This window comes from Rhodococcus sp. CH91 (assembly GCF_022554085.1).
Taxonomy (GTDB): domain Bacteria; phylum Actinomycetota; class Actinomycetes; order Mycobacteriales; family Mycobacteriaceae; genus Rhodococcus.
This window is the reverse complement of the sequence record NZ_JAKFYR010000004.1, coordinates 373,415-394,982: the sequence shown is the minus strand read 5'-3', so window position 1 is coordinate 394,982 and position 21,568 is coordinate 373,415. Positions and strand designations below refer to the sequence as shown.

Annotated in this window: 26 protein-coding genes, 1 tRNA gene and 1 pseudogene; 20 read left to right on the top strand and 8 right to left on the bottom strand. The window is 68.2% G+C overall.

Annotation, left to right across the window (positions count from 1 at the left end):
* Positions 1–19: 19 nt before the first annotated feature.
* The 3 genes and pseudogenes from MOM01_RS11085 to MOM01_RS11075 form a co-directional block, all read right to left on the bottom strand.
* A complete protein-coding gene (locus tag MOM01_RS11085; protein WP_241385466.1) occupies positions 20–949 on the bottom strand; it encodes an AEC family transporter in 930 nt (309 codons plus the stop codon).
* 108 nt (positions 950–1,057) lie between these two features.
* Positions 1,058–1,315 carry a 30S ribosomal protein S18 gene (rpsR, locus tag MOM01_RS11080; protein ID WP_006553776.1) on the bottom strand — a complete coding sequence of 86 codons (258 nt, stop codon included), beginning with the start codon at positions 1,313–1,315 and terminating at the stop codon, positions 1,058–1,060.
* A gap of 10 nt (positions 1,316–1,325) precedes the next feature.
* Positions 1,326–1,498: pseudogene (locus tag MOM01_RS11075) on the bottom strand (30S ribosomal protein S14); the annotation flags it as partial.
* 39 nt (positions 1,499–1,537) lie between these two features.
* Here MOM01_RS11075 and MOM01_RS11070 point away from each other — a divergent pair.
* The 7 genes from MOM01_RS11070 to MOM01_RS11040 all read left to right on the top strand — a co-directional run bounded on the left by MOM01_RS11070 (position 1,538) and on the right by MOM01_RS11040 (position 7,810).
* A complete protein-coding gene (locus MOM01_RS11070; protein WP_241385465.1) occupies positions 1,538–2,227 on the top strand; it encodes a response regulator transcription factor in 690 nt (229 codons plus the stop codon).
* 7 nt (positions 2,228–2,234) lie between these two features.
* Complete coding sequence (locus MOM01_RS11065; protein WP_241385464.1) at positions 2,235–3,638, top strand: HAMP domain-containing sensor histidine kinase; 1,404 nt, start codon at positions 2,235–2,237, stop codon at positions 3,636–3,638.
* 197 nt (positions 3,639–3,835) lie between these two features.
* Positions 3,836–5,053 carry a S1C family serine protease gene (locus MOM01_RS11060; RefSeq protein ID WP_241385463.1) on the top strand — a complete coding sequence of 406 codons (1,218 nt, stop codon included), beginning with the start codon at positions 3,836–3,838 and terminating at the stop codon, positions 5,051–5,053.
* Between the two features lie 74 nt (positions 5,054–5,127).
* A complete protein-coding gene (locus tag MOM01_RS11055) occupies positions 5,128–5,625 on the top strand; it encodes a MogA/MoaB family molybdenum cofactor biosynthesis protein (protein WP_241385462.1) in 498 nt (165 codons plus the stop codon).
* Positions 5,626–5,629: 4 nt separating this feature from the next.
* Entirely contained in the window at positions 5,630–5,836 is a 207-nt protein-coding gene (locus MOM01_RS11050) for a hypothetical protein (RefSeq protein WP_241385461.1), read from the top strand.
* 575 nt (positions 5,837–6,411) lie between these two features.
* On the top strand, positions 6,412–7,125 hold the full coding sequence (locus tag MOM01_RS11045) for an MspA family porin (protein ID WP_241385460.1): 714 nt from the start codon (positions 6,412–6,414) through the stop codon (positions 7,123–7,125).
* Positions 7,126–7,177: 52 nt separating this feature from the next.
* Positions 7,178–7,810 (top strand): MspA family porin, encoded by a 633-nt coding sequence (locus MOM01_RS11040; protein ID WP_241385459.1) that lies wholly within the window; start codon positions 7,178–7,180, stop codon positions 7,808–7,810.
* 211 nt (positions 7,811–8,021) lie between these two features.
* Here MOM01_RS11040 and cpaB read toward each other — a convergent pair whose 3' ends face one another.
* From cpaB to MOM01_RS11025, 3 genes are all read right to left on the bottom strand, one after another.
* Complete coding sequence (cpaB, locus tag MOM01_RS11035; protein ID WP_241385458.1) at positions 8,022–8,828, bottom strand: Flp pilus assembly protein CpaB; 807 nt, start codon at positions 8,826–8,828, stop codon at positions 8,022–8,024.
* A gap of 102 nt (positions 8,829–8,930) precedes the next feature.
* Entirely contained in the window at positions 8,931–9,227 is a 297-nt protein-coding gene (locus tag MOM01_RS11030; RefSeq protein WP_241385457.1) for an FmdB family zinc ribbon protein, read from the bottom strand.
* Between the two features lie 83 nt (positions 9,228–9,310).
* Positions 9,311–9,913 (bottom strand): 5-formyltetrahydrofolate cyclo-ligase, encoded by a 603-nt coding sequence (locus MOM01_RS11025; RefSeq protein WP_241385456.1) that lies wholly within the window; start codon positions 9,911–9,913, stop codon positions 9,311–9,313.
* Between the two features lie 60 nt (positions 9,914–9,973).
* On the opposite strand from MOM01_RS11025, the gene MOM01_RS11020 reads away from it, so the two are divergent.
* The 7 genes from MOM01_RS11020 (at position 9,974) to MOM01_RS10990 (ending at position 15,370) form a co-directional block, all read left to right on the top strand.
* The gene (locus MOM01_RS11020; protein ID WP_241385455.1) at positions 9,974–10,885 is read left to right on the top strand and encodes a UTP--glucose-1-phosphate uridylyltransferase; all 912 of its coding nucleotides are present in this window, start codon (positions 9,974–9,976) and stop codon (positions 10,883–10,885) included.
* Between the two features lie 30 nt (positions 10,886–10,915).
* Positions 10,916–12,181, top strand: a complete 1,266-nt coding sequence (gene glp / locus MOM01_RS11015; RefSeq protein ID WP_241385454.1) for a molybdotransferase-like divisome protein Glp — start codon at positions 10,916–10,918, stop codon at positions 12,179–12,181.
* Positions 12,181–12,816, top strand: coding sequence for a GNAT family N-acetyltransferase (locus MOM01_RS11010; RefSeq protein WP_241385453.1), 636 nt, complete (start codon positions 12,181–12,183; stop codon positions 12,814–12,816). Before glp ends, MOM01_RS11010 begins: the two co-directional genes overlap by 1 nt.
* Positions 12,817–13,071: 255 nt before the next feature.
* Positions 13,072–13,887 carry a divisome protein SepX/GlpR gene (sepX, locus tag MOM01_RS11005; RefSeq protein ID WP_241385452.1) on the top strand — a complete coding sequence of 272 codons (816 nt, stop codon included), beginning with the start codon at positions 13,072–13,074 and terminating at the stop codon, positions 13,885–13,887.
* 174 nt (positions 13,888–14,061) lie between these two features.
* Positions 14,062–14,134 (top strand) — tRNA-Ala (locus MOM01_RS11000).
* 130 nt (positions 14,135–14,264) lie between these two features.
* Entirely contained in the window at positions 14,265–14,408 is a 144-nt protein-coding gene (locus tag MOM01_RS10995) for a hypothetical protein (protein ID WP_241385451.1), read from the top strand.
* A 110-nt stretch (positions 14,409–14,518) separates the two neighbouring features.
* Positions 14,519–15,370, top strand: a complete 852-nt coding sequence (locus tag MOM01_RS10990; RefSeq protein ID WP_241385450.1) for an SDR family oxidoreductase — start codon at positions 14,519–14,521, stop codon at positions 15,368–15,370.
* Here the strand turns inward: MOM01_RS10990 and MOM01_RS10985 are convergent.
* Positions 15,367–15,834: an FABP family protein gene (locus MOM01_RS10985; protein ID WP_241385449.1), complete on the bottom strand. Its 468-nt coding sequence runs from the start codon at positions 15,832–15,834 to the stop codon at positions 15,367–15,369. The two genes, MOM01_RS10990 and MOM01_RS10985, sit on opposite strands and share 4 nt — an antisense overlap.
* Positions 15,835–15,942: 108 nt before the next feature.
* Here MOM01_RS10985 and arcA point away from each other — a divergent pair, with 108 nt between their 5' ends.
* Positions 15,943–17,154, top strand: a complete 1,212-nt coding sequence (arcA, locus tag MOM01_RS10980; protein ID WP_241385448.1) for an arginine deiminase — start codon at positions 15,943–15,945, stop codon at positions 17,152–17,154.
* Between the two features lie 14 nt (positions 17,155–17,168).
* On the opposite strand, the gene arsC is transcribed toward arcA, so the two are convergent.
* Positions 17,169–17,516 (bottom strand): arsenate reductase (glutaredoxin), encoded by a 348-nt coding sequence (gene arsC / locus MOM01_RS10975; RefSeq protein WP_241385447.1) that lies wholly within the window; start codon positions 17,514–17,516, stop codon positions 17,169–17,171.
* A gap of 145 nt (positions 17,517–17,661) precedes the next feature.
* On the opposite strand from arsC, the gene mscL reads away from it, so the two are divergent.
* The 5 genes from mscL (at position 17,662) to MOM01_RS10950 (ending at position 21,564) form a co-directional block, all read left to right on the top strand.
* Positions 17,662–18,114, top strand: a complete 453-nt coding sequence (gene mscL, locus MOM01_RS10970) for a large conductance mechanosensitive channel protein MscL (protein ID WP_241385446.1) — start codon at positions 17,662–17,664, stop codon at positions 18,112–18,114.
* Positions 18,115–18,126: 12 nt separating this feature from the next.
* Entirely contained in the window at positions 18,127–18,489 is a 363-nt protein-coding gene (locus MOM01_RS10965) for a GntR family transcriptional regulator (RefSeq protein WP_241385445.1), read from the top strand.
* A gap of 125 nt (positions 18,490–18,614) precedes the next feature.
* Positions 18,615–20,216, top strand: coding sequence for a BCCT family transporter (locus MOM01_RS10960; protein WP_241385444.1), 1,602 nt, complete (start codon positions 18,615–18,617; stop codon positions 20,214–20,216).
* The gene (locus tag MOM01_RS10955) at positions 20,213–20,677 is read left to right on the top strand and encodes a hypothetical protein (protein WP_241385443.1); all 465 of its coding nucleotides are present in this window, start codon (positions 20,213–20,215) and stop codon (positions 20,675–20,677) included. The genes MOM01_RS10960 and MOM01_RS10955 overlap by 4 nt, the downstream gene beginning before the upstream one ends.
* 62 nt (positions 20,678–20,739) lie before the next feature.
* Entirely contained in the window at positions 20,740–21,564 is an 825-nt protein-coding gene (locus MOM01_RS10950) for a T3SS (YopN, CesT) and YbjN peptide-binding chaperone 1 (RefSeq protein ID WP_241385442.1), read from the top strand.
* The last annotated feature ends 4 nt before the right edge of the window (positions 21,565–21,568 follow it).

Sequence of the window (21,568 nt, the reverse complement as noted above, 5' to 3'; positions counted from 1 at the left end):
TTCCTGTCTCCGGGGTCCATCACGCCAGCAGTGCGGCGATCACCCCGATTGCGGGGACGGACGCGAGGGTGGTGACGAGTGCGGCGTCGCGGGCGAGAACCGTGCCCCGGCCGTAGGCGCTCGCATAGACGAACACGTTCTGTGCGGTGGGCAGCGCCGCGACCACGACCACCGCGAACAGGGCATGGTCGTCGAGGCCGAACGCGAAACGCCCCAGCAGGTAGGCGAGTACGGGCTGGACGAGGACCTTGAGCACCGACGCGAGCGCGATGTCGCGCCGGGGACTCGTCCCCTTCTTCAGGACCCGGACCCCCTGCAGCGACAACCCGAACGCGAGCAGCGCGCCGGGCACCGATGCCCCGCCGAGCAGGTGGAACGGCTGCAGCAGCGCTTCCGGTGGGGTCCATCCACTGATCGCGATCGCCAGTCCGGCCGCGGCGGCCAGGACGATGGGGTTCTTGAACGGGGCGAGCAGGGTGTCGAGCCGCCGCGACACCCCGGCTCGCATCGTCGACAGGTCGAGCATCGTCAGCGCGATGGGGGAGAGCACGACGATCTGGAACAGCAGCAGCGGGGCGACGATGGAGGCGTCGCCGAGCACGAACACCGCGATCGGGATACCGAGATTCGCGGAGTTGACGTAGCCGGCGCACAGTGCCCCGACGGTCGCCTCCGGGACCGCGCGGCGCAGCCACGCCCTGGCGGCGACGAAGTACACGATCGCGACGGCGAACGCCGTGAGTGCCGCGATGTAGAGGTTGGGTGAGAAGACGACCGACAGGTCGGACGTCGCGAGCACGTCGAACAGCAGCGCGGGAGTGGCGACGAAGAAGACGAGTCGGCTGAGCACCGTCTGCGCTTCGTGGCCGAGAGTGCCCAGACGTCCCAGCGTGAAACCGATGGCGATGATCACGAAGATGACACTGAACCCCGCGATCACGCCCGACACGGTTGCTCAGTCTAAGGATCCCGTGGACGGCTCCCGTCACCAGGCGCCGGGCGCACACGACGACGCCGCCCCCTCCGGGTGGGAGGGGGCGGCGTCGGAAGCGTCGGCCTACTTGCTGGAGACGTAGGGGAGCAGAGCCATCTCGCGCGCGTTCTTCACCGCGACGGCCACCTGACGCTGCTGCTGCGGCGTGAGGCCGGTGACGCGGCGGCTGCGGATCTTGCCGCGATCGGAGATGAAGGTGCGGAGCAGGTTGACGTCCTTGTAGTCGACGTACTCGATCTTCGCCGCGAAGAGCGGGTTCTTCTTGGGCTTGCGTCCTTCGACGGCACGCGACTTCTTCGACGGTCCTCGCTTGACTGCCATATCTCGCTCCTCACCAACTCGACTTGTGGACGCCGGGTAGTTCCCCGCGGTGGGCGAGTCACGCACTCGTGAGAGCCCGAACTTTCGCAGGTGGCCGCGCGGGCGGCCGTCCGCAGCGTCTCGATTGGGTAATGCTACCGGACCGGCGCGGTGGGGTGGACGCTGCAGTACCCGGCGCGGTTCTCAGCGCGCTCTCAGTAGTGGCGGGCCACAATGGTGATCATGCGCATTCTGGTGGTCGACGACGACCGTGCGGTGCGGGAGTCACTGCGCCGGTCCCTGAGCTTCAACGGATACACCGTCGACCTTGCAACCGACGGGCAGGATGCACTCGAGCAGGTCGCCGCGTCCCGGCCGGACGCCATGGTGCTCGATGTCATGATGCCGCGCGTCGACGGGCTCGAGGTGTGCCGCCGCTTGCGCAGCACGGGTGACGACCTGCCGATCCTCGTGCTCACCGCGCGTGACTCGGTTTCCGAGCGGGTCGCAGGTCTCGATGCGGGGGCCGACGACTACCTGCCCAAACCGTTCGCGCTCGAAGAGCTGCTCGCGCGGTTGCGGGCGCTGCTGCGCCGGGCCGTCCCCGATCCCGACGCCTCCGCGGACGAGGTGCTGCGGTTCGAGGATCTGAGCCTCGACCCGGCGACCCGCGAGGTCACCCGCGGTGATCGGCAGATCAGCCTCACCCGCACCGAGTTCGCCCTGATGGAGATGCTCATGGCGAATCCGAGGAGGGTGCTCACCCGCAGCCGCATCCTCGAGGAGGTGTGGGGTTACGACTTCCCGACCTCGGGGAACGCGCTCGAGGTGTACGTGGGCTATCTGCGGCGCAAGACCGAGGCAGGCGGAGAACCGCGCTTGATCCACACGGTGCGTGGTGTCGGATACGTACTCCGCGAGACCCCGCCGTGAGCCACTCATGAGACCACCGATGTTGCTCACCCGTTCGGTGCCGTTGCGCACCCGGGTCACCCTGCTCGCCGCCGGCGCGGTGGCGCTCGCCGTCGCGGTGACGTCCATCGCGGCCTACGCCGTGGTGTCCCGGGCGCTCTACTCGGAGGTCGACACGCAGTTGCGGGCGCGGGCCGCCGCGCTCGTCGAGTCGAGCACTCTCATCACGTACGACCCGCGGTACATCGGCGGTGCCCAGCTCTACAGCTCGGACATCAGCGTGGCCCTGATCTACAGCGATCTCGGCCGGTACGTGCCGCCCGGTTCGTCGGTGCCCATCGGCGAACCCGAGCTGGCCGTGGCGGAGGGAGAACGCGAGTCGTCGCTGCGTACCGTCGCTCAGCAGCGGGTGCTGGCCCAGCGCATGCCGGACGGCAGTACGGTCGTGATCGCACAGCGACTGCGTCCCACCGTCGAGATCCTCAACAGACTGGCGAGCGTGCTGTTCGTCGTAGGTGGGTGCGGGGTGGTGCTCGCTGCGGCCGTGGGTGCGACCGTCGGCCGCACGGGCCTGCGTCCCGTCGCCCGGCTCACCGCCGCCGCCGAGCGGGTCGCGCGGACCGACGACCTGCGGCCCATCCGGGTCACCGGGCACGACGAACTCGCCCGGCTCACAGAGAGCTTCAACATGATGTTGCGGGCGCTCGCCGAGTCGCGGGAGCGGCAGAGCCGGCTGGTCGCCGACGCGGGGCACGAACTGAAGACGCCCTTGACCTCCTTGCGGACCAACATGGAACTGCTCATCGCGGCGAGCCGCCCGGGTGCGCCGAGCCTGCCCGACGAGGACATGGCCGAGCTGCGGGCCGATGTCGTCGGTCAGATCGAGGAGCTGTCGACGCTCGTCGGCGATCTCGTGGACCTCGCGCGCGAGGATGCGCCGGAGACGGTCTTCGAGGTCGTGGATGTCGCCGAGGTGGTGGACCGCAGTCTCGAACGCGCGCGTCGCCGCCGCACCGACATCGAATTCCGGGCGACCACCGAACCGTGGTTCGTCTTCGGAGACCAGGCGGGGCTCACCCGCGCGGTCGTCAACGTCCTCGACAACGCCGCGAAGTGGAGCCCCGCCGGGCAGGACGTCGTGGTGCACATGCGGCAGATCGGCGCCGGGCTGATGGAGCTGAGCGTGGACGATGCCGGTCCGGGGATCCCCGAAGAGGAACGTGAGCTCGTGTTCGAGCGGTTCTATCGCGCGACGACGGCGCGGTCGATGCCGGGTTCCGGCCTGGGACTGGCGATCGTGCGGCAGATCGTGATGAAGCACGGCGGCACCATCGCCGTCGAACGTTCCGAGCGTGGTGGTGCGCTGATCCGCATCGTGCTGCCCGGTACACCGAGCCTCGACGGGGACGCGCACCCCGTCGAGCCGATGTGACCCGCCCGTGATGCGATCTCGGCCGCGCGAATTCGACAGCGAAATCGCGGCGACTTCTGAGGTGACTCTCAGCTGTTCGGTCCATGCTGGACGGAGAAGAACGGGATGCCTCCGGGTATCCCGAGTGATCGGACACCGCCTGCCGGGATCGACCTTCCTGCACGCGGTGGCCCTGGCGGACGAAGGCGAAGTGACGAATGAGTGAGGACCCCACCCGCGGCGCCGGAGCGCCGCAGCCCCAACCCCAGCATCAGCCCTACGGCCCGAGCGGATACGCCGGCCCGTATGCGCACGTGCCACAGCAGCCGGCGCCTCCGCCGCCGACGGGATCCCGCAGGGCGCCGGGTCGCACCGCACTCGCTGTCGGTGCGGTCGCATTGGCGCTGGTCAGCGGCGGTATCGGTGGCGCGGTAGGCGCGTGGTCGGTGAGTGACTCGTCCGGTCCGGTCGTCAATTCCCTCGATGCTCCGAAGCCGGAGACCACCACGGTCGCCGCCGCGCCCGAGGGCAGTGTGCAGGCCGTCGCCGACAAGGTCGTACCGAGCGTCGTGCGGATCGAGGTCCTCGGCCGGACCGGTGCGGGTGAGGGTTCGGGTGTGGTGCTCTCGTCGGACGGGCTCATCCTGACCAACAACCACGTCGTGGCCGGTGGGGGCGAGGGCTCGAATCTGACGGTCTTCTTCTCGGACGGTTCCACGGCGCCCGCCACGATCATCGGAGCGGACGCGGTCTCCGACATCGCCGTGATCAAGGTGGAGGGGCGCACCGACCTCGCACCCATCGAACTCGGCAACTCCGAGAACCTCGCTGTGGGACAGGAGGTCGTCGCCGTGGGCTCGCCTCTGGGCCTGCAGAGCACGGTGACGGCGGGCATCGTCTCCGCACTGAACCGGCCCGTCTCCACGAGCGGTGACAGCGCCAACCAGTCCTCCGTGATCGACGCGATCCAGACGGACGCGGCGATCAATCCCGGCAACTCCGGGGGTGCGCTGGTCGACATGGAAGGCCGCCTCGTCGGCATCAACACCGCGATCGCCACGGCCGGCGGGCAGTCCGGATCCATCGGTCTCGGATTCGCGATTCCCGTCGAACAAGCGCGACGTGTCGCGCAGGAACTCGTCGACACCGGTAAGGCCACACACGCGATCATCGGGGTGCAGGTCCCGTCGCAGGACAATTCCTACGGTGCGCGCGTCGTGGAGGTCGTGCCCGACGGGCCGGCAGACCGCGCCGGTATCCCCGGCAACGCGCTCATCGTCCGGGTGGACGATCGAGTGGTCACCGACGGCGATGCGCTCATCGCGGCGATCCGCTCGCGCGCACCCGGCGACACCGTGAAGATCACCTACCGGACGTCCGACGGCAACGAGACCACCGTCGACGTCGTCACCACCGCAGATTCGGCCGGACGATGAGGAACGACATGGACATAGCTCACATTCCGGCGCAAGAAGCGCGTGCCTTCGAGCCGCAAACTACCGTGGACCTCATGGAACTCGAAGCTCCTCGTAAAGGCCGCGCGCTCGTGGTCATCGTCGACGACCGCGTCTCCCACGGAGACAGCCCCGACTCGGCCGGTCCGCTGGTCACGGAGCTTCTCGTCGAGGGTGGTTTCGCCGTCGACGGTGTCGTCACCGTCGCAGCCGACGAGGTCGAGATCCGCAACGCACTCAACACCGCGGTGATCGGTGGCGTCGATCTGGTGATCTCGGTGGGCGGCACCGGGGTCACCCCGCGCGACGTGACCCCCGACGCGACCGAGGACGTACTCGATCACGAGATCCGCGGAATCGCGGAGGCATTGCGCTCCTCGGGACTCGCTTCGGGTGCCATGGACGCCGGGCTGTCGCGTGGGCTGGTGGGCGTGTCCGGTTCGACGCTCGTCGTGAACCTCGCGTCGTCGCGTCCTGCGATCCGGGACGGAATGGCCATACTGCTGCCGCTGGCTGCGCACGTGATCGAAGAGTTGTCGTGGGTGGAGGAATGACGGCATGTCCGGTGATCGTGCGCGTCCGCGCGACGAGGTGACCGACGAACAGAAGGCGAGCCGTGCCCGGATCGACCGGGCACGGCTGGCGCGCATTTTCGGCGACGTTCTTCCGGACACCACCCGCGACGAGCGGGGTGAGGGCGACTCCGCGGGCGGCGGGGCGGAGGAATGGCTACGGCGGCAGGTGCCTCCGCACCATGGCGGATAGTGATCTACGTCACGTTACTTAGGCTATCCTGGCTGAAATTTGAACCTGTTGTCGACTGCAACGAAACGTCTCCGCAACGATCCGTTCACCTTCGCATGATGCACTCTATGTTTCCGATCTGTGTTTCCGCTCACGTGAGGGTTTGAACGTTGCACCGTGAGTGCAACTAGATTGTGCCCTCTACCTGCGCCGACATGCTGTAGGTCTACTCCGGTGCATGTGAACCGAAGTTACGTATTCCTGTCGAATGCCGTCCGTTTTGCGCTTTTTCAGGAGAGGATCGGCTCTTGATCGGGAAGCCCTCTATACCGGAGCGTTACGAAAGCTAGCCGTTGCCCAGGGAATGGTCACGGTCTAATCTCCCTCTCAGGTTCAAACACGTCGAGCCCAGGCTTCACGGCCTGGGCTCGGTCACGAATCGGTAAAGCAAAACCGTGCGGACGATGGACGTACCGACACACCGACGGCCGATCCGCCGGTGTGTTCGCTGTGGACAGCGACCCGCGGGCGACAGGCGACCACTTGTTGTCGGACGCGGTGCGCAACCCGGCACGCAGAGAACGGATGAGGCATTCATGAAGATTCAGACGCGACGCGGCTTTCGGGCCGCCCGCAACGCCACGGTGGCAGCAGCTGCTGTGGCCGGTCTGGTTCTCGGATCGGCCGGCGCCGCAGGTGCCGAGGTCAACGACCAGAACCGGATCGTCTCCAACGGCCACGAGGTCATCGTCACGCAGGAAGACACCTTCATCGAGGGTGTGCCCCCGCTCGGTGGCAGCCCGCTGAGCCGTCAGTGGTTCCACAACGGACGCGGCCTCGCCAACATCGTCGGTCCCGAGGCGGCGGACTTCGAGGGCTCGACGTTCCAGTTCGGCTACCAGGTCGCATGGACCGCATCGGTCGACGGTTCGGTCGGCTTCGGTTGGACGAGCCCGGATCTCACTGTCAAGAGCACGACGAACTTCGTGCCCGTCGAGGACGAAGAGGGCAACCCGGTCCTGGTGGACGGTGCCCCGGTGTTCCGGCCCGAGCCCGGCCCTGTGACCAGCACCGTCAAGAGCATTCTCCCTCAGGCCACCGCTGCGATCGAGCTCTCGCAGGCGCCCGGTATCGAGGAGATCGTCGTCGCCGAAGGTGAGTTCGACGGTGATTTCAAGGAAGTTCAGATCGCCAACGTGTCCGGTGCAGCCACCGGCGTCATCGGCCCGGTCTCGCTCCGCCCGTTCGTCCGTGTGATCACCGCCAACGGCGACAACGTCACCACCTACGGCCAGGTCTGGACCCTCTAGTCCTGCTCCGCGCCATCCCGCAGTAAATCCCACCACCACATACGGAGTAATCATGGGAATCAAGTCGCGTGGCTTCAAGGCCGCTCGTAACGCCGCCGTCGCCGGTGCTGCCGTCCTCGGCCTGGTCCTCGGTGCCTCGGGTGCCGCTTCGGCCGAGGTCAACGACCAGAACCGCATCGTCTCCGACGGCCTCGAGGTCGTCGTGACCCAGGAGGACACCCACATCAACGGTGTTCCGGCGCTCGGTGGCAGCCCGTTCAACCGCGAGTTCTTCCACAACGGCCGCGGCACCGTGAACCTGGTCGGCGACGGCGCAGCCGACGCCGAGGGCACGACCTTCCAGTTCGGCTACCAGTTCGCGTGGGCGGCCAGCATCGACGGCGCCATCGGCGTCACCTACTCCACCCCGGGCCTCGAGCTGGGCATCAGTGACTCGATCGAAGCCACCGTCACCGACATCCTCCCGCAGGCCTACGCCGAGCTCGAGCTGACCCCGGCTCCGGGCATCGAGGAGCTCGTCGTCGCCGAGGGCGAGTTCGACGGTGATTTCAAGTCCGTTCAGTTCGCCAACGTCCACGGCACCGCCTCCGGCGTGATCGGCGCTGTCCAGGTCCGTCCGTTCGTCCGCGCCATCACGGCCAACGGCGACAACGTCACCACCTACGGCGCTCCCTGGACCGTCTGATCGGGTAGTACGTCCGGCTCACGCCGAACACACGCACCACAAGACCGGGCCCGCTCGAATCGAGCGGGCCCGGTCTCGTCGTCTCCCGAGTTTCCGTCTACTCCACGCGCGGGGTGGGCTTGGCGTGTGCTCCCTGAGCGGGTGACGAGGCCTCACGGACTCCCACACGATAAACCGCGAGGTCGGTCTGTGTGGGCGATGGCGCAGGTCCTCAGTGCAAGGTCACCGTCAGTGCGCCGACGAGGGAGGCCGCGGCCACCGTGGTGGCCGGCTCGGGTTCCAGCGCGACCATCACCACCCGTTCGCCGCGCTCCCGCGTAGAACCGCCGGACTCGGCCAGCACCACCACGGCGCCGCGCGCGAGAACGTGCGCTCCGGGCAGTGGTTCGCCGGGACCCGGCGCGTCGCCGGTCACGGTGAGTACATCGACGCGGTCGCCTTCGCGGAGCAGTTCGCTCACCCCTGCGTCGGCGAGCCGGATGGGGACCACCCGCGCGTCGGGAAACCCCGTCGCCGCGGCGGCGAGTCGGGGGCCGAGCAGTCGCACGTCGACGAGTGGCTCCCCGGCCGGGACGGGACCGGCGAGGATGTGCCCGACCGCGTCGTCGGCCTCGTGCAGCGTTCCGGCGGCGAGGGTGGAGCTGTCGCAATCTGCGAGAACGACGTCGTCGGCGGTGAGGACGTGCCCGGGTGCGAGATCGCGCGCGGCGGTGACGACCACCGCGCGATCGCCGGCCGGGTCGCCGCGAAATGCGAGGAGCACCGCGAGGGCGGCGAGCAGGGCTGCGGCGATNACCACCGCGCGATCGCCGGCCGGGTCGCCGCGAAATGCGAGGAGCACCGCGAGGGCGGCGAGCAGGGCTGCGGCGATCCGGCGCGCCCGGACCATGCGTGACCAGCCGGGCCGGAGGAATTCTGTGACCCGGTCGGGGAGGGTCGGCTGCAGCGGGGCGTGCGCGGCGCTGTGATGCGGGTGCGCGCGCTCACGCTGGAGACGCGAGAAGGGGCCGGCGGGCATGCTCCGAAACTAGAAGGCCGGAGCGGCCCGCCGACCCCTCGACATGCGTGGGAGCCGGCGATCTGTGGATGAATCGATCGCCTGTGGACAGCTCTCGGAAGATCAGCTCGCGGCGGTGGCGGGCGCCGACGACGAGGTGCTGCTCGACGAGGACGACGAGCTGTCGCTCGACGAGGAGGACGTGCTCGAACTCGTCGACGCGGATTCGCTCGCGGTGCTGCCGCTGCGGGAATCGGTGCGGTAGAAGCCGCTGCCCTTGAACACGATGCCGACCGAGTTGAAGAGCTTGCGCAGCTTGCCGCTGCACTGCGGGCACTCGGTGAGCGAATCGTCACTGAAGGACTGCACGATGTCGAACTTGTTGTCGCAGGCCGTGCAGGCATATGAGTAGGTGGGCACCGGTTGATCCTCCGCCAGTTCGTGGTACTGCAGCATTCGTCACGAGCAGTGTTAGCACTCTACCGTCGACAGTGCCAACCCCGCTAGGGAGTGTGTTCTTCCGCACGGTCGTCGCTACCGAGCCGGACCAGTCCTTTCCCGGGAGTCAGGGCCCAGCCCATGCGGATGTCGTGGGGGTCCTCGGGCAGCTCCTCGACGAGCTCGTCGTCGCGCACCACGGCGATGATCGCGGCGGTGGGTGAGGCGAGGTGCAGGCTGCGGTCGTAGAAGCCGGCGCCCCGGCCGAGCCGCACACCCCGCACGTCCACCGCCAGCGCCGGGACGAGCACGGTGTGGGCCTCGGTCACGGTCTCGGGCGGCAGGATCTCGCCGCCGGGCTCGCGCAGCCCGAAATTCGCTGCCACCAGGGTGCTTTCCCCGAGATAGCGAGCCCACGACAAGGGCTCACCCGTCCTGGTCACCGGGACGAGCACCGTGACCCCGGCTTCGCTCAGAGCGTCGAGAAGCGCGATCGATCCCGGCTCCGAACCCACCGGCACGTACGCGCACACCACGGACCCCGGCGGAGCCAGTGTCGCGGCCACCGTGGCCAGCGCCGTGTCCTCGATTCTGCGCCTCGCGACACTCGTCCCGCGACGAGCTGCAAGAATGCGGTCACGCCAGACCGCTTTCGGGGGTGGGGGCATGTCTGCGCCTTACGATCGCTGAACCACCGTCCCAGGTGGTCGAAGTTAGGGTGGGAGTCTATGACGAACAGTACGACCGGAGGCACGCGGTATTTCAGGACCGCGGTTGTCCCCGCAGCAGGCATGGGGACGCGATTCCTTCCCGCGACCAAGACGGTTCCGAAGGAACTCCTTCCGGTGGTCGACACGCCCGGCATCGAGCTCGTTGCGGGCGAGGCCGCCGACTCGGGCGCCGAGCGCCTTCTCATCGTGACCTCGCCGGGCAAGGACGGCGTGGTCGCGCACTTCGTCGAGGACCTCGTCCTCGAGTCCAAGCTCGAGGAGAAGGGCAAGTACGAGCTCCTCGCGAAGGTCCGCAAGGCGCACAGGCTCCTCGAGGTGGAGTCCGTGATCCAGGAGCAGCCGCTCGGCCTGGGGCATGCCGTGGCGTGTGCCGAAGCCGCGCTGCATCCCGACGAGGACGCGATCGCGGTGCTGCTCCCCGACGACCTGGTACTGCCGGTCGGTGTGCTCGAGACGATGCAGCGGGTCCGCGCCAAGCGCGGCGGTTCGGTGCTGTGCGCGATCGACGTGCCGAAGGAGCAGATCAGCGCGTACGGCGTGTTCGATGTCGAGGTCGTGCCCGACGCCGTCAATCCGGACGTGCTCAAGGTGCTCGGCATGGTCGAGAAGCCGGCGGTCGAGGATGCACCGTCGACCTTCGCCGCGGCCGGCCGTTATCTGCTCGACCGCGCGATCTTCGACGCACTGCGCCGCATCGAGCCCGGAACCGGGGGTGAATTGCAGCTCACCGACGCCATCGCCCTGCTCATCTCCGAGGGACATCCGGTGCACGTGGTGGTGCACCGCGGCACCCGACACGATCTCGGAAATCCCGGGGGGTACCTCCGCGCTGCGGTTGACTCTGCGTTGAACACGGAAGAGTACGGGCCCTCGCTGCGCGAGTGGCTCGTCGAGCGCCTGAAGCGCTGACTGCGGACGGGCTGGAGGACGAGAAGCGGTATGCGGTCGGTTGAGGATCAGCAGGCCCGGGTCACGGCGGCGGCTGTCGCACCCAGGCCGGTCCGGGTGGCCATCTCCGAGGCACAAGGGCTGTTGTGCGCAGAGGAAGTGGTCACCGAGCGGCCCCTACCCGGATTCGACCAGGCCGCCATCGACGGATATGCCGTCCGCAGCGTCGACCTGCAGGCCGCGCCCGAGAGCCGGGAGTCCGGCGAGGAGAGTCCCGAACCTGCGGACGTCACCCTTCCCGTGGTGGGGGAGGTGCGTGCCGGTTCGCGGCAGCCGATTCGCCTCCAGCCACGGCAGGCGGTACGCGTCGACACCGGGGCACCCCTGCCGACCCTCGCCGACGCGGTGCTGCCCCTCGACAACACCGACCGCGGGGCCGCGCGCATCAAGGTGCTCGAACCGGTGCGGTCCGGTGATTACGTGCGTCGCACCGGCGACGACGTCCAGCCCGGCGATGTGGCGGTGCGGGCGGGCACGATCATCGGCGCCGCCCAGGTCGGGCTGCTCGCCGCGGTCGGGCGCGACAAGGTGCTCGTCCATCCGCGCCCGCGACTGTCCGTCATCTCGGTGGGTGGTGAACTCGTCGACGTCGACCGCACACCCGGTCCGGGGCAGGTCTACGACGTGAACTCCTACGCACTGGCCGCGGCCGCACGGGATGCGGGAGCCGACGTCAATCGGGTCGGCATCGCGAGCACGGATGCGAAACGGCTGCGCGAGGTCGTCGAGGGTCAGTTGATCCGCGCCGAGATCGTCGTGATCGCCGGTGCGGTGGGCGGAGGTGCGCTCGAAGAAGTGCGGGAGGCGCTGGCCGATCTCGGCGATCTGGGAGTCGAACGGATCGCCATGCATCCCGGTTCGGTCCAGGGCTTCGGCCGCCTCGGCCGCGACGAGGTGCCGACCTTCCTGCTCCCCGCGAATCCCGTGAGTGCGCTGGTCGTCTTCGAGGTGATGGTGCGGCCGCTGATCCGCATCGCCCTCGGGCGGCGTCAGCCGATGCGCCGGATCGTCTCTGCCCGTACGGTCGCTCCGATCACCTCCATCCCGGGGCGCAAAGGTTTCCTGCGCGGGCAGCTCATGCGCGACGAGGCCACGGGCGAGTATCTCGTCAAGGCGCTCGGGGGTGCGACGGGTGCGTCCTCGCATCTGCTCGCGACCCTCGCCGAGGCCAACTGTCTCGTCATCGTCGACCCCGAGGTCTCCGAGATCCGGACGGGTGACCCGGTGGACGTGGCGTTCCTCGGGCAGCGTGGTTGATGTCCCGTCATCCGGGATGGCCCGCCCGGCTCGGTCCACTGCGGGCGGCGGGGGGAGTGGTGACCGTCAGGTCGGTGCGGCTGCGCGACGCCGCCGCGTGGAGTCGTCTGCGGGTGCGTGACCGCGCGCATCTCGAGCCGTGGGAGCCGACGGGCGAAGCACCATGGGACATGCGCCACCACGTGTCCGTGTGGCCGGGCCTGTACCGGAGCCTGCGGTCGGAGGCCCACAAGGGAATGATGCTGCCGATGGCCATCGAACTGGACGGACGATTTTGCGGTCAGTTGACGGTGGGCAACGTCGTGCGCGGTGCACTGCGGTCGGCATGGATCGGCTACTGGGTGGAGAAGGAGGTCAACGGCCTCGGGGTCGCGACCGCCGCCGTCGCCCTCGGCCTCGACCACTGCTTCGGCCCGGTCGGTCTGCACCGTGTGGAGGCGACGGTCCGTCCCGAGAACGAGGCGAGCCGCGCGGTGCTGCGCAATGTGGGTTTCCGCGAGGAAGGTCTGCTGAAGCGCTATCTCGATGTCCAGGGCCGATTCCGCGACCATCTGCTCGTCGCGATGACGGTCGAGGAGGTGCCCGGCACGGTGTCGGACCGTCTCGTTCGCGCCGGTCGCGCGACCTGGTCCTGACCGTTTCCGTCTCGAGTCCGCTTCGCCCGATATGTAACGCAGGTTACGTGCAACTCGAGTAACAATCCCCAGCGAGCGTGGGATCTCTGTGATTAGAGTGAAGAATGTGTCAGATGGTTTCGCGTGACTCGAGTGACGTCTGTAGTCGAACGAGTCGGCGTTTCTGTACGGGTAAACGCGATGATGCCGCTAGCCTCGTGTAGGTCGGTGGCGTCGACGGGCTGGTAGGGCGACGACTGGAGGGAGGACCACCGGATGCCGAATTCGCTTCTGTGGATCGGGCTCGTAGCCGTGTGGTTGTTCGTTCTGGTCCCCATGCTGGTCACGAAGCGTCCTCGAATCCGGCAGACGACCGACGCCGCTCTCGCAACGCGAGTTCTGCACCGCGGAGACGACGAGCCGATTACCTCACGGGGACCGGCCGCCGGACACCGCAGCGACCCTCATTGGCGTCCGAGTCGCGACCGCACGCACCGCCGTCCAGCGGAGGACCGCATGAACACAGAACTCGACGACAGGCCCGACCTCGACTCCGACGACACCTACCGCGACGAGGAGAGACCTCAGCGCGCGCGGGTGCGCGACTACGAACCGCGGCGACGTGGCCGCGGTGGTTTCGACCCCCACGCCGACGCGGTCGCCAGCGCGGCGCGTTACGAATTCCGGCAGCGGACCGTCCTCGGTCTGCTGATCACCGCGATCATGACGGCTGCTCTCGCGATCATCGTGTCGTCGGCGATGTGGTGGCTCGCAGGCCTCGCGGTGACGGCGCTCGTGGGGTATCTGTTCTATCTCCGCCGCCAGGTGCGCCTCGAACAGGAGATCCGGCGACGCCGGCTCGCCCGGCTGCAGCGCTCCCGCGCCGGCGAGGCTCACGACGGCTCCGAGGTTCCCGGCCGCCTGCGCCGTCCCGGCGCCGTGGTTCTCGAGGCCGACGACGAGGATCCGGAATTCGAGCATCTCGATCGGTACGAGGACGACTACGGCAGCGATCACGGTTACGACGTCCGTGCGCACGGTGGATACGACGAGCCCGACGAGTACGTCGTTCCTCGCGCGGCAGGCGAATGATCGTCTCCCCGTAGACGCCGACCGGATGTCGGAGGCCCGCACCGGATCGGTGCGGGCCTCTTCCGTGCAGGGCCGAAGCTGCCGGAAACGGCATGTCACCTGCGTCGACGCACCGATTTCGTGATGGCCGCGATGGTTTGCTAGAGTTTGCGAGTCGGTTCCATCGGAACCTACGGGGCTGTGGCGCAGTTGGTAGCGCGCTTCGTTCGCATCGAAGAGGTCAGGGGTTCGATTCCCCTCAGCTCCACCCCCGAAAGCCTCGCCTCCGGCGAGGCTTTCGTCGTTTCGGTGCCCCTCGTGTCGGTACCGGCCTTTTCCGGGGGCAAGTGCTGGCGGGTCCGTGCCCGACCCGGCAGACTTGTGTCATGGACCACAGGATGAGTGACGAAGAACTCCGCCGCGCGATCCGGGTGCTGCGTGAGCGTGCCGACCTCGCCCGTGCCGATGGTCGCGACGACGATGCGGACATGATCGAGCGCACCGTGCGCGACTACCAGGAGGAGATGGCGCAGCGTCTGTGAGCCCGCCGGGTGCCGCCCGTTCCGCCGCAGGACGATTCCGTCCCCTGTAGGAGCGGGGATCTCGGGCGCGCCGAAGCACGGGGCCGTGTCGCCGGCGCTAGTGTGTCGCCATGTCGATCACCGACCTGCGCGGCACCGCATTCCTCGTGACCGGCGCGGCCAGCGGCATCGGCCGTGCTCTGGCATTCGCCGCTTCCGACCGCGGCGCCCGCCTGGTACTCACCGACCTGCACGCGGAGCCCCTCGACGACGTCGTCCGCCGCATCCGCGAACGCGGCGGCACGGTCCTGCACTCGGCGGCGCTCGACATCTCCGACTACGACGCTGTCACCGCCTTCGCCCGCGACGTGCACGAGAGGTGCGGATCGCTCGACGTCGTCGCGAACGTCGCCGGGGTGTCGGTGTGGGGCACGGTGGACCGCCTCCGGCACGAACACTGGAAACTCATGGTCGACGTCAATCTCATGGGTCCGATCCACGTGATCGAGAATTTCGTGCCGGCCATGATCGAGGCGGGTCGCGGTGGGCACCTCGTCAACGTCTCGTCGGCGGCCGGACTTCTCGCACTGCCCTGGCACGCCGCCTACAGCGCGAGCAAGTTCGGCCTTCGCGGGGTGTCGGAGGTGCTGCGCTTCGACCTGAAGCGTGACGGCATCGGTGTCTCGCTCGTCGTGCCGGGGGCCGTGCGCACGCCGCTGGTGGACACCGTGCAGATCGTCGGTGTCGACCGTGAGCGCCCGGAGGTCCGCACCCTCACCGACCGGTTCGTCCGGCACGCCGCGAGTCCCGAACAGGTGGCCGAGCGCATCGTCGCCGGAATCCTGAAGAACCGCTTCATGGTCTACACCTCTTTCGACACCCGATTCGGTTACTGGTGGGCCCGCAAGTTCGCCCCTCCCTACAACCTCGTCATGCAGGCGGCCAACGACTACTTCCGCCGCGTCGTCGGTACGAAGCGCTAGCCGTCCGCACGCCGGAGTTCGGCGTGCAGATGATGCGTGAGCGGGGTGTCCGCGTGTGCCATCCACAGGTCGTAGACGAGCACGTCACCCTCGAGAACGAAACGCCGCCGGAGCTCGTGCACGGGTTTGGCATCGGGGGAGCGCTCGAGGGTGACGGGCGTGAAGTCGAGCACCCCGCCATCCGGGCGGGCCCGCTGGATCTCCACGAAACCGGTGGGTTGCGAGACGAGCAGCTCGACGTCGTCTCCGCTGCGGCGCAGGTAACCGTTCTCGGTGTGCAGGGGGCGGCCTTCGGTCCGGTGCCGGGTGCGGCTCACGTACATCAGGAACGGTTTGTCCGGGACGGTGGCGAATTCGACCGTCTCGTCGTACGAGAAGTCGTCGATGGTCGGATAGTGTCCGTCGCCACCTCCGGTCCAGCGTCCGGCGAAGGGCGCCAGGCAGCCGAGCGGATCATCGGTCATGAACAGTTCCTCCGTGGGTTCGTCGCATCCGTGTGTTCTTCGCTTCGTTGTCGGCCTGCTCGACGCGCCTGAACCGGATGCCACGACGGCGCGCGTTACCGTGAGCATATGAGCGATCGGTGGGGTGTCGAGTCCGAAGTCGGTGAACTCCGCGCAGTGATGCTGCATCGGCCCGGCGCCGAACTCGAGCGCCTCACTCCCCGGAACAACGACCAGCTGCTCTTCGACGCGTTGCCGTGGGTGGCGCGTGCCCAGGAAGAGCACGATGCGTTCGCCGAGCTGCTGCGGGGCCGTGGTGTCGAGGTGTACCTGCTGGCCGACCTTCTCACCGAGACCCTCGAGGTAAGCGGTGCCGCCCGCGTGCAGAGCGTGTCGTCCGCCGTCGACGCGCAGCGACTCGGATACGCCCTCGCGGAGGAGCTGTCGGGCCATCTGCGCACTCTCCCCGCTCCGGAGCTCGCACGGATCCTCATCGCGGGAATGACCTTCGACGAACTGCCCGCGGTGGGCAGCGGAGTGGCGCCCTCCCTCGTGCGCATGATGCATCACGGCTCCGATTTCGTCATCGCACCCTTGCCGAACCTGCTGTTCACCCGCGATTCGTCGTTCTGGATCGGTTCGCGAGTCGCGATTCCGAACCTGGCGCTGCCGGCACGTCGCCGCGAGACGAGCCTGACCGATCTCATCTACGCCTTCCATCCGCAGTTCCTCGATGTGCGGCGCGCATACGAATCGCACACCGCACCCGTCGAGGGCGGCGACGTGCTGCTGCTCGCGCGCGGGGTCGTCGCGGTCGGCGTGGGGGAGAGAACGAGCCCTGCCGGAGCGGAGGCGTTGGCGCGCAGTGTGTTCGACGACGGTCTCGCCCACACCGTGCTGGCCGTCCCCATCGAGCAGCAACGAGCGTCGATGCATCTCGACACGGTGTGCACGATGGTCGACGTCGACGCGGTGGTGATGTACCCGGCGATCCGGGACAGCCTGCAGGCGTTCACGATCCGCCGGGAAGACGGTGCGGTCCGGATCTCGGGACCGCAGCCCTTCCTCGAGGCCGCCGCCGAGGCGATGGGCATCGAGAAACTGCGTGTGATCGACACCGGGCTGGATTCGGTGGTGGCCGAACGCGAACAGTGGGACGACGGGAACAACACCCTGGCGGTGGCCCCCGGCGTCGTCGTCGCCTACGAACGCAACGTGGAGACGAACACCCGGCTCGAGGATTCCGGCATCGAGGTGCTGCGGATCGCCGGGGCGGAACTCGGTTCCGGCCGCGGCGGCCCGCGATGCATGTCGTGCCCGCTCTCGCGGGCGGTCCTGTAGTTCCCGGATCCTCGTCAGAGGATTTCGCGCACCTTGTCGACGGGACGAGCGAGGACGGTGCCCTTGTCCGTGACCACCAGCGGACGCTCGATGAGGATCGGATTCACCACCATCGCCTCGAGCAGTTCGTCCTCCGAGGCCTCGCCGAGATTCAGTTCCTTGTAGAGCGATTCCTTCTTCCGGATCGCCTGGCTCGGGGCGAGGCCGGCCGCGTCGAGCAACGCGCGCAACTCGTCGAGCGAGGGCGGCGTGTCGAGATACCGGACGACGGTCGGCTCGATGCCGTTCTCCTCGAGCAGGGCCAGAGTGTTGCGGGAGGTGCTGCACCGCGGGTTGTGATAGATCGTCGCTGTCTTCGCCATGGCCCGATTGTGCCCTGCCGAGGGGTGCGTATCCGCGCCCGGACCGGACGTGTCGGCGAAACGCCCGGAGCGGGGTCTCGTCGCTGCCGATCAGTATTCTGCAGTCGTCTGGCACCCATGCTCGGAAGAAGAGGCGCGAACACCCATGTTCAGAGGTTTCAAGGATTTCCTGCTGCGCGGCAACGTCGTCGAACTCGCGGTCGCCGTCGTGGTCGGTGCGGCCTTCACCTCGATCGTCACCGCGTTCACGGACCACATCGTGAACCCGCTCGTCGCCGCGGTGGGCGGCGACAACGACATGGGTTTCGGTTTCCGCCTCCTGTCTTCGAACGATGCGACCTTCATCGACCTCGGCGCGGTGATCTCGGCGGGCATCAACTTCTTCATCATCGCCGGCGTCGTCTACTTCGTGCTCATCGTGCCGGTCAACGCGGCCAAGGCCCGCTTCGCACCGGAGAAGGAGCCCGAGGACGAACCGCTGAGCGAGACCGACCTGCTCATCCAGATCCGCGATCTGCTCGAGAAGGGCAGCTACACCACCGCCCCGGCCGAACCCGCCGCATCGGCCGAAGCGTCGGTCACCTCACGCGAGCGCTGATAACCTGCGAGAATGCTCGACCTCGCCATCGATCCCGACTCGTCCGTACCGCCGTTCGAGCAACTGCGCCGACGGATCGTCGACCTCGTGCACGGTGGTGAGCTCATCGCAGGTTCCAAACTGCCCACCGTCCGGGGACTCGCCGACACACTCGGCCTCGCACCCAACACCGTCGCCAAGACCTACCGGGAGCTCGAGAAGCTCGGAGTGCTCGAGGCACGCGGCCGGGCCGGGACGTTCGTCGCCGACACCGGCGATCCGACGCGCACCCGCGCCCAGCGGGCGACCAACGAGTTCGTCGCCGAGGTGAGGGCACTGGGAATGTCCGACGACGAGATCCTGGACTTCGTATCGGCGGCTCTGCGCGCAGGCTGACGAGGGTATCGTCTTCGTCACAGGGACAGTCGAACTCGCAGGAACCTCGCGTACTCGTCGGGTACCGAATGGTCGGGTTCGGCGATTCGGCTCCGAAGGCGGTCGAAAATTGCAAGGTTTGTCGCATGAGTGTCCCTGGTGATCGGCCCGGGTCCGGACGAACTCCGGACGCCGGTGCTACCGCGGTGTCCGAAGCCGCGGCCCCGTCGTCGCAGATCGACAAAGTAGTGTTCGGAGTCGCCGCCGTACTGGTCGCGGCGATCGTGGTGTGGGGTCTGGCCGCGACCGAGAATTTCGGCACCGTCACCGGGAACGTCCTCGACTGGATCGTGGTCGAATTCGGCTGGTTGTTCGTGCTCACGGCAAGTGGGTTCGTGTTCTTCGCGATCTGGCTCGCGCTGAGCCGATACGGCCGGATCCCGCTGGGCAAGGACGGGGAACGGCCGGAATTCCGCACCGTCAGCTGGATCGCGATGATGTTCGCCGCCGGGATGGGCATCGGGCTGATGTTCTTCGGTGTCGCCGAGCCGCTCTCGCACTACGCCGACCCGCCGCCGGGTACCGACGGCGGCACCGGCACCGCCATGGCGACCGCGATGTTCCACTGGAGCCTGCATCCCTGGGCCATCTATGCCGTCGTCGGGCTGGCCATCGCGTACGGGACCTTCCGGAAGGGACGCAGGCAGCTCGTCAGCTCCGCGTTCATCCCGCTCCTCGGGCGCCGCGCCGAGGGGCCGATCGGCAAGGTCATCGACATCCTCGCCCTGTTCGCGACACTGTTCGGCACCGCGGCGTCCCTCGGTCTCGGCGCCCTGCAGATCGGGTCGGGTCTCGAGGTCACCGGCCGGCTCGAATCGGCCGGTGTGATGTTGTTGGTCGCGATCGTCGCGATCCTCACCCTCGCGTTCATCGCCTCCGCGGTCTCGGGAGTCGCGAAGGGCATCCAGTGGTTGTCGAACATCAACATGGTGCTCGCCCTGGTGCTGGCGGTGTTCGTCTTCGTGCTCGGGCCGACGGTGTTCATCCTCAACCTCGTGCCCACCACCCTCGGTGCCTACGCCTCCGAATTCGCCCGCATGTCCGCCCGGACCGCGGCGTCCGGTGAGACCGCAGGTGAATGGCTGTCGAGCTGGACGATCTTCTACTGGGCCTGGTGGGTGTCGTGGGCGCCTTTCGTGGGAATGTTCCTGGCACGGATCAGCCGCGGCCGCACCATTCGCGAATTCGTCGTGGGCGTCATCTTCGTGCCGAGCCTGGTGAGCCTGGTGTGGTTCTCGATCTTCGGCGGCACCGGCATCGCCCAGCAGCAGGAGGGCTCGGACATCGCGGGCGCCGACAGCGTCGAAGGCCAGCTGTTCGGGGTGCTGGGCAATCTTCCCCTCACCGGAATCTCGACGGTCGTCGCGATGCTGCTCGTCGCCATCTTCTTCGTCTCCGGAGCCGACTCCGCCTCCATGGTGATGGGCAGTCTCAGCCAGCGCGGCACCCTCGCCCCACGGCGCGCGGTGGTGGTCTTCTGGGGCGCACTCACGGGCGGGGTCGCGGCGCTGTTGCTGTGGAGCGGTGGCACCGAAGCCCTCAACGCCCTGCAGACGATGACGATCATCGCCGCCGCGCCCTTCGTCCTCGTCATGATCGGCCTGTGCGTGTCGCTGTACCGGGATCTGCAACGCGACCCGCTCATCACCGGCGGACGCCCGAAACGGACCCTGCGCAAGGTCGAATGAACGGGCCACGCCGCAGCGAGGACGTCGGGTTCCTGCTCGACGTCCTCGATCTGCGCCCAGGCATGTCCGTCCTCGTGATCGACCGGGGGACGGTGTCCGGTGCCGTCACCGGGCAGGTCGGTCCGCGCGGTCGTGTGTGCGTCGCATCCGATCCGGCCCGGGCACACGAGCAGTTCGGCCGGCACGGCCCGTTCGACCGCATCTGTGCGGTGCGGGTGCCCGACCTCCTCGCCGACCCCGCACCGGTGGCCGCGCTCGCACCCCTCCTCGCCGAGGCGGGGCAACTGTGGGTGCTCGCCGAGGCCGGCCCGGCGGACGGCACCGGGACGGTGTCCATGACGGTGAGCACCCTTCTCGCACAGGCGGGATACGCCATCGTGGACATCCTCGAACGAGGGTCGCTGGTCGCGGTGTGGGCGGCGGGATCACGGGTGACACACGGCGCCGCGAGCCTGCGGTGAGTTGTCGTTCGCCGCGAGTACGGTGTCGCCTGCCCGGCAGTTGCTCTTCGAGAGGAGTGCGCGTGACCGACCCCGACCGATTCGACGAGGCGCTCGACCGCGACTGGGCTCGCTACGCGTCGCACCTCGCGCGGCGCATCACCGGTCTCACAGGGTCCGACGGCTTCGAACTGCTCGCCGACACCGCGACCGGATCCGCGACGTGCGTGCGGGTACGGTCCTGCCCCGAAGCCCGCGTCGCACTCGAGGTCTCCGGAGGCGAGGCCGTCACCCGGCCGATCTCCGAGGCCGACATGCTCGCCCGGCACATCGTGTCGCTGCTGCGCGGTCGCGGGAGGGTGCCGCACCCGGCCTTCCTGCAGGCGCACCCGCCGTTCGCCATCGCCGACCTGCGAGAGCGTGTGAGCGACGCGCTCTCGCACATCCTGGGACGCCCCGTGCCGGTCGACGCCGACGGAGATTTCGTCGTCGTCCTCGACTCCCAGGTGGTCTTCGTCGTGGTCGACGCCGAGGACGACAGCATCAAGTTGTGGGCGCCGCTGCTGCACGGCATCCCCGAGGACGGCACCTCGCGGGCGCACGCTTCACCGGGCGGCCCGCGTACCCGGGCGCTGGCCGAGCTCACCGAACTCAACCGGGGGTGGCCGCACATCAAGGTGGTGCTCGTCGAGGATCGGCTGGTCGCGACCGTCGACCTGCTCGGCGATCCCTTCGTGCCGCGACACCTGTCGGAATTGCTCGAGCGTCTGAGGGGATTCATCGCAGTCGTCGACGAGCGGTTCGCCCGGCGATTCGACGGGATGCGCTACGGCTCCGAGACCGACTCCGATGCCGACCTGCCCGGCGCCGGCCTGACGGAGGGCACCGTCTTCGACGAGCCGACCTGACGAC

Excerpts from the sequence above, each read along its gene's own strand:
- rpsR (WP_006553776.1), bottom strand. The coding sequence starts at position 1,315 with ATGGCAGTCAAGCGAGGACCGTCGAAGAAGTCGCGTGCCGTCGAAGGA.
- MOM01_RS11070 (WP_241385465.1), top strand. The coding sequence starts at position 1,538 with ATGCGCATTCTGGTGGTCGACGACGACCGTGCGGTGCGGGAGTCACTG.
- MOM01_RS11065 (WP_241385464.1), top strand. The coding sequence starts at position 2,235 with ATGAGACCACCGATGTTGCTCACCCGTTCGGTGCCGTTGCGCACCCGG.
- MOM01_RS11060 (WP_241385463.1), top strand. The coding sequence starts at position 3,836 with ATGAGTGAGGACCCCACCCGCGGCGCCGGAGCGCCGCAGCCCCAACCC.
- MOM01_RS11055 (WP_241385462.1), top strand. The coding sequence starts at position 5,128 with ATGGAACTCGAAGCTCCTCGTAAAGGCCGCGCGCTCGTGGTCATCGTC.
- MOM01_RS11050 (WP_241385461.1), top strand. The coding sequence starts at position 5,630 with ATGTCCGGTGATCGTGCGCGTCCGCGCGACGAGGTGACCGACGAACAG.
- MOM01_RS11045 (WP_241385460.1), top strand. The coding sequence starts at position 6,412 with ATGAAGATTCAGACGCGACGCGGCTTTCGGGCCGCCCGCAACGCCACG.
- MOM01_RS11040 (WP_241385459.1), top strand. The coding sequence starts at position 7,178 with ATGGGAATCAAGTCGCGTGGCTTCAAGGCCGCTCGTAACGCCGCCGTC.
- MOM01_RS11025 (WP_241385456.1), bottom strand. The coding sequence starts at position 9,913 with ATGCCCCCACCCCCGAAAGCGGTCTGGCGTGACCGCATTCTTGCAGCT.
- MOM01_RS11020 (WP_241385455.1), top strand. The coding sequence starts at position 9,974 with ATGACGAACAGTACGACCGGAGGCACGCGGTATTTCAGGACCGCGGTT.
- glp (WP_241385454.1), top strand. The coding sequence starts at position 10,916 with ATGCGGTCGGTTGAGGATCAGCAGGCCCGGGTCACGGCGGCGGCTGTC.
- MOM01_RS11010 (WP_241385453.1), top strand. The coding sequence starts at position 12,181 with ATGTCCCGTCATCCGGGATGGCCCGCCCGGCTCGGTCCACTGCGGGCG.
- sepX (WP_241385452.1), top strand. The coding sequence starts at position 13,072 with ATGCCGAATTCGCTTCTGTGGATCGGGCTCGTAGCCGTGTGGTTGTTC.
- MOM01_RS10995 (WP_241385451.1), top strand. The coding sequence starts at position 14,265 with ATGAGTGACGAAGAACTCCGCCGCGCGATCCGGGTGCTGCGTGAGCGT.
- MOM01_RS10990 (WP_241385450.1), top strand. The coding sequence starts at position 14,519 with ATGTCGATCACCGACCTGCGCGGCACCGCATTCCTCGTGACCGGCGCG.
- MOM01_RS10985 (WP_241385449.1), bottom strand. The coding sequence starts at position 15,834 with ATGACCGATGATCCGCTCGGCTGCCTGGCGCCCTTCGCCGGACGCTGG.
- arcA (WP_241385448.1), top strand. The coding sequence starts at position 15,943 with ATGAGCGATCGGTGGGGTGTCGAGTCCGAAGTCGGTGAACTCCGCGCA.
- arsC (WP_241385447.1), bottom strand. The coding sequence starts at position 17,516 with ATGGCGAAGACAGCGACGATCTATCACAACCCGCGGTGCAGCACCTCC.
- mscL (WP_241385446.1), top strand. The coding sequence starts at position 17,662 with ATGTTCAGAGGTTTCAAGGATTTCCTGCTGCGCGGCAACGTCGTCGAA.
- MOM01_RS10965 (WP_241385445.1), top strand. The coding sequence starts at position 18,127 with ATGCTCGACCTCGCCATCGATCCCGACTCGTCCGTACCGCCGTTCGAG.
- MOM01_RS10960 (WP_241385444.1), top strand. The coding sequence starts at position 18,615 with ATGAGTGTCCCTGGTGATCGGCCCGGGTCCGGACGAACTCCGGACGCC.
- MOM01_RS10955 (WP_241385443.1), top strand. The coding sequence starts at position 20,213 with ATGAACGGGCCACGCCGCAGCGAGGACGTCGGGTTCCTGCTCGACGTC.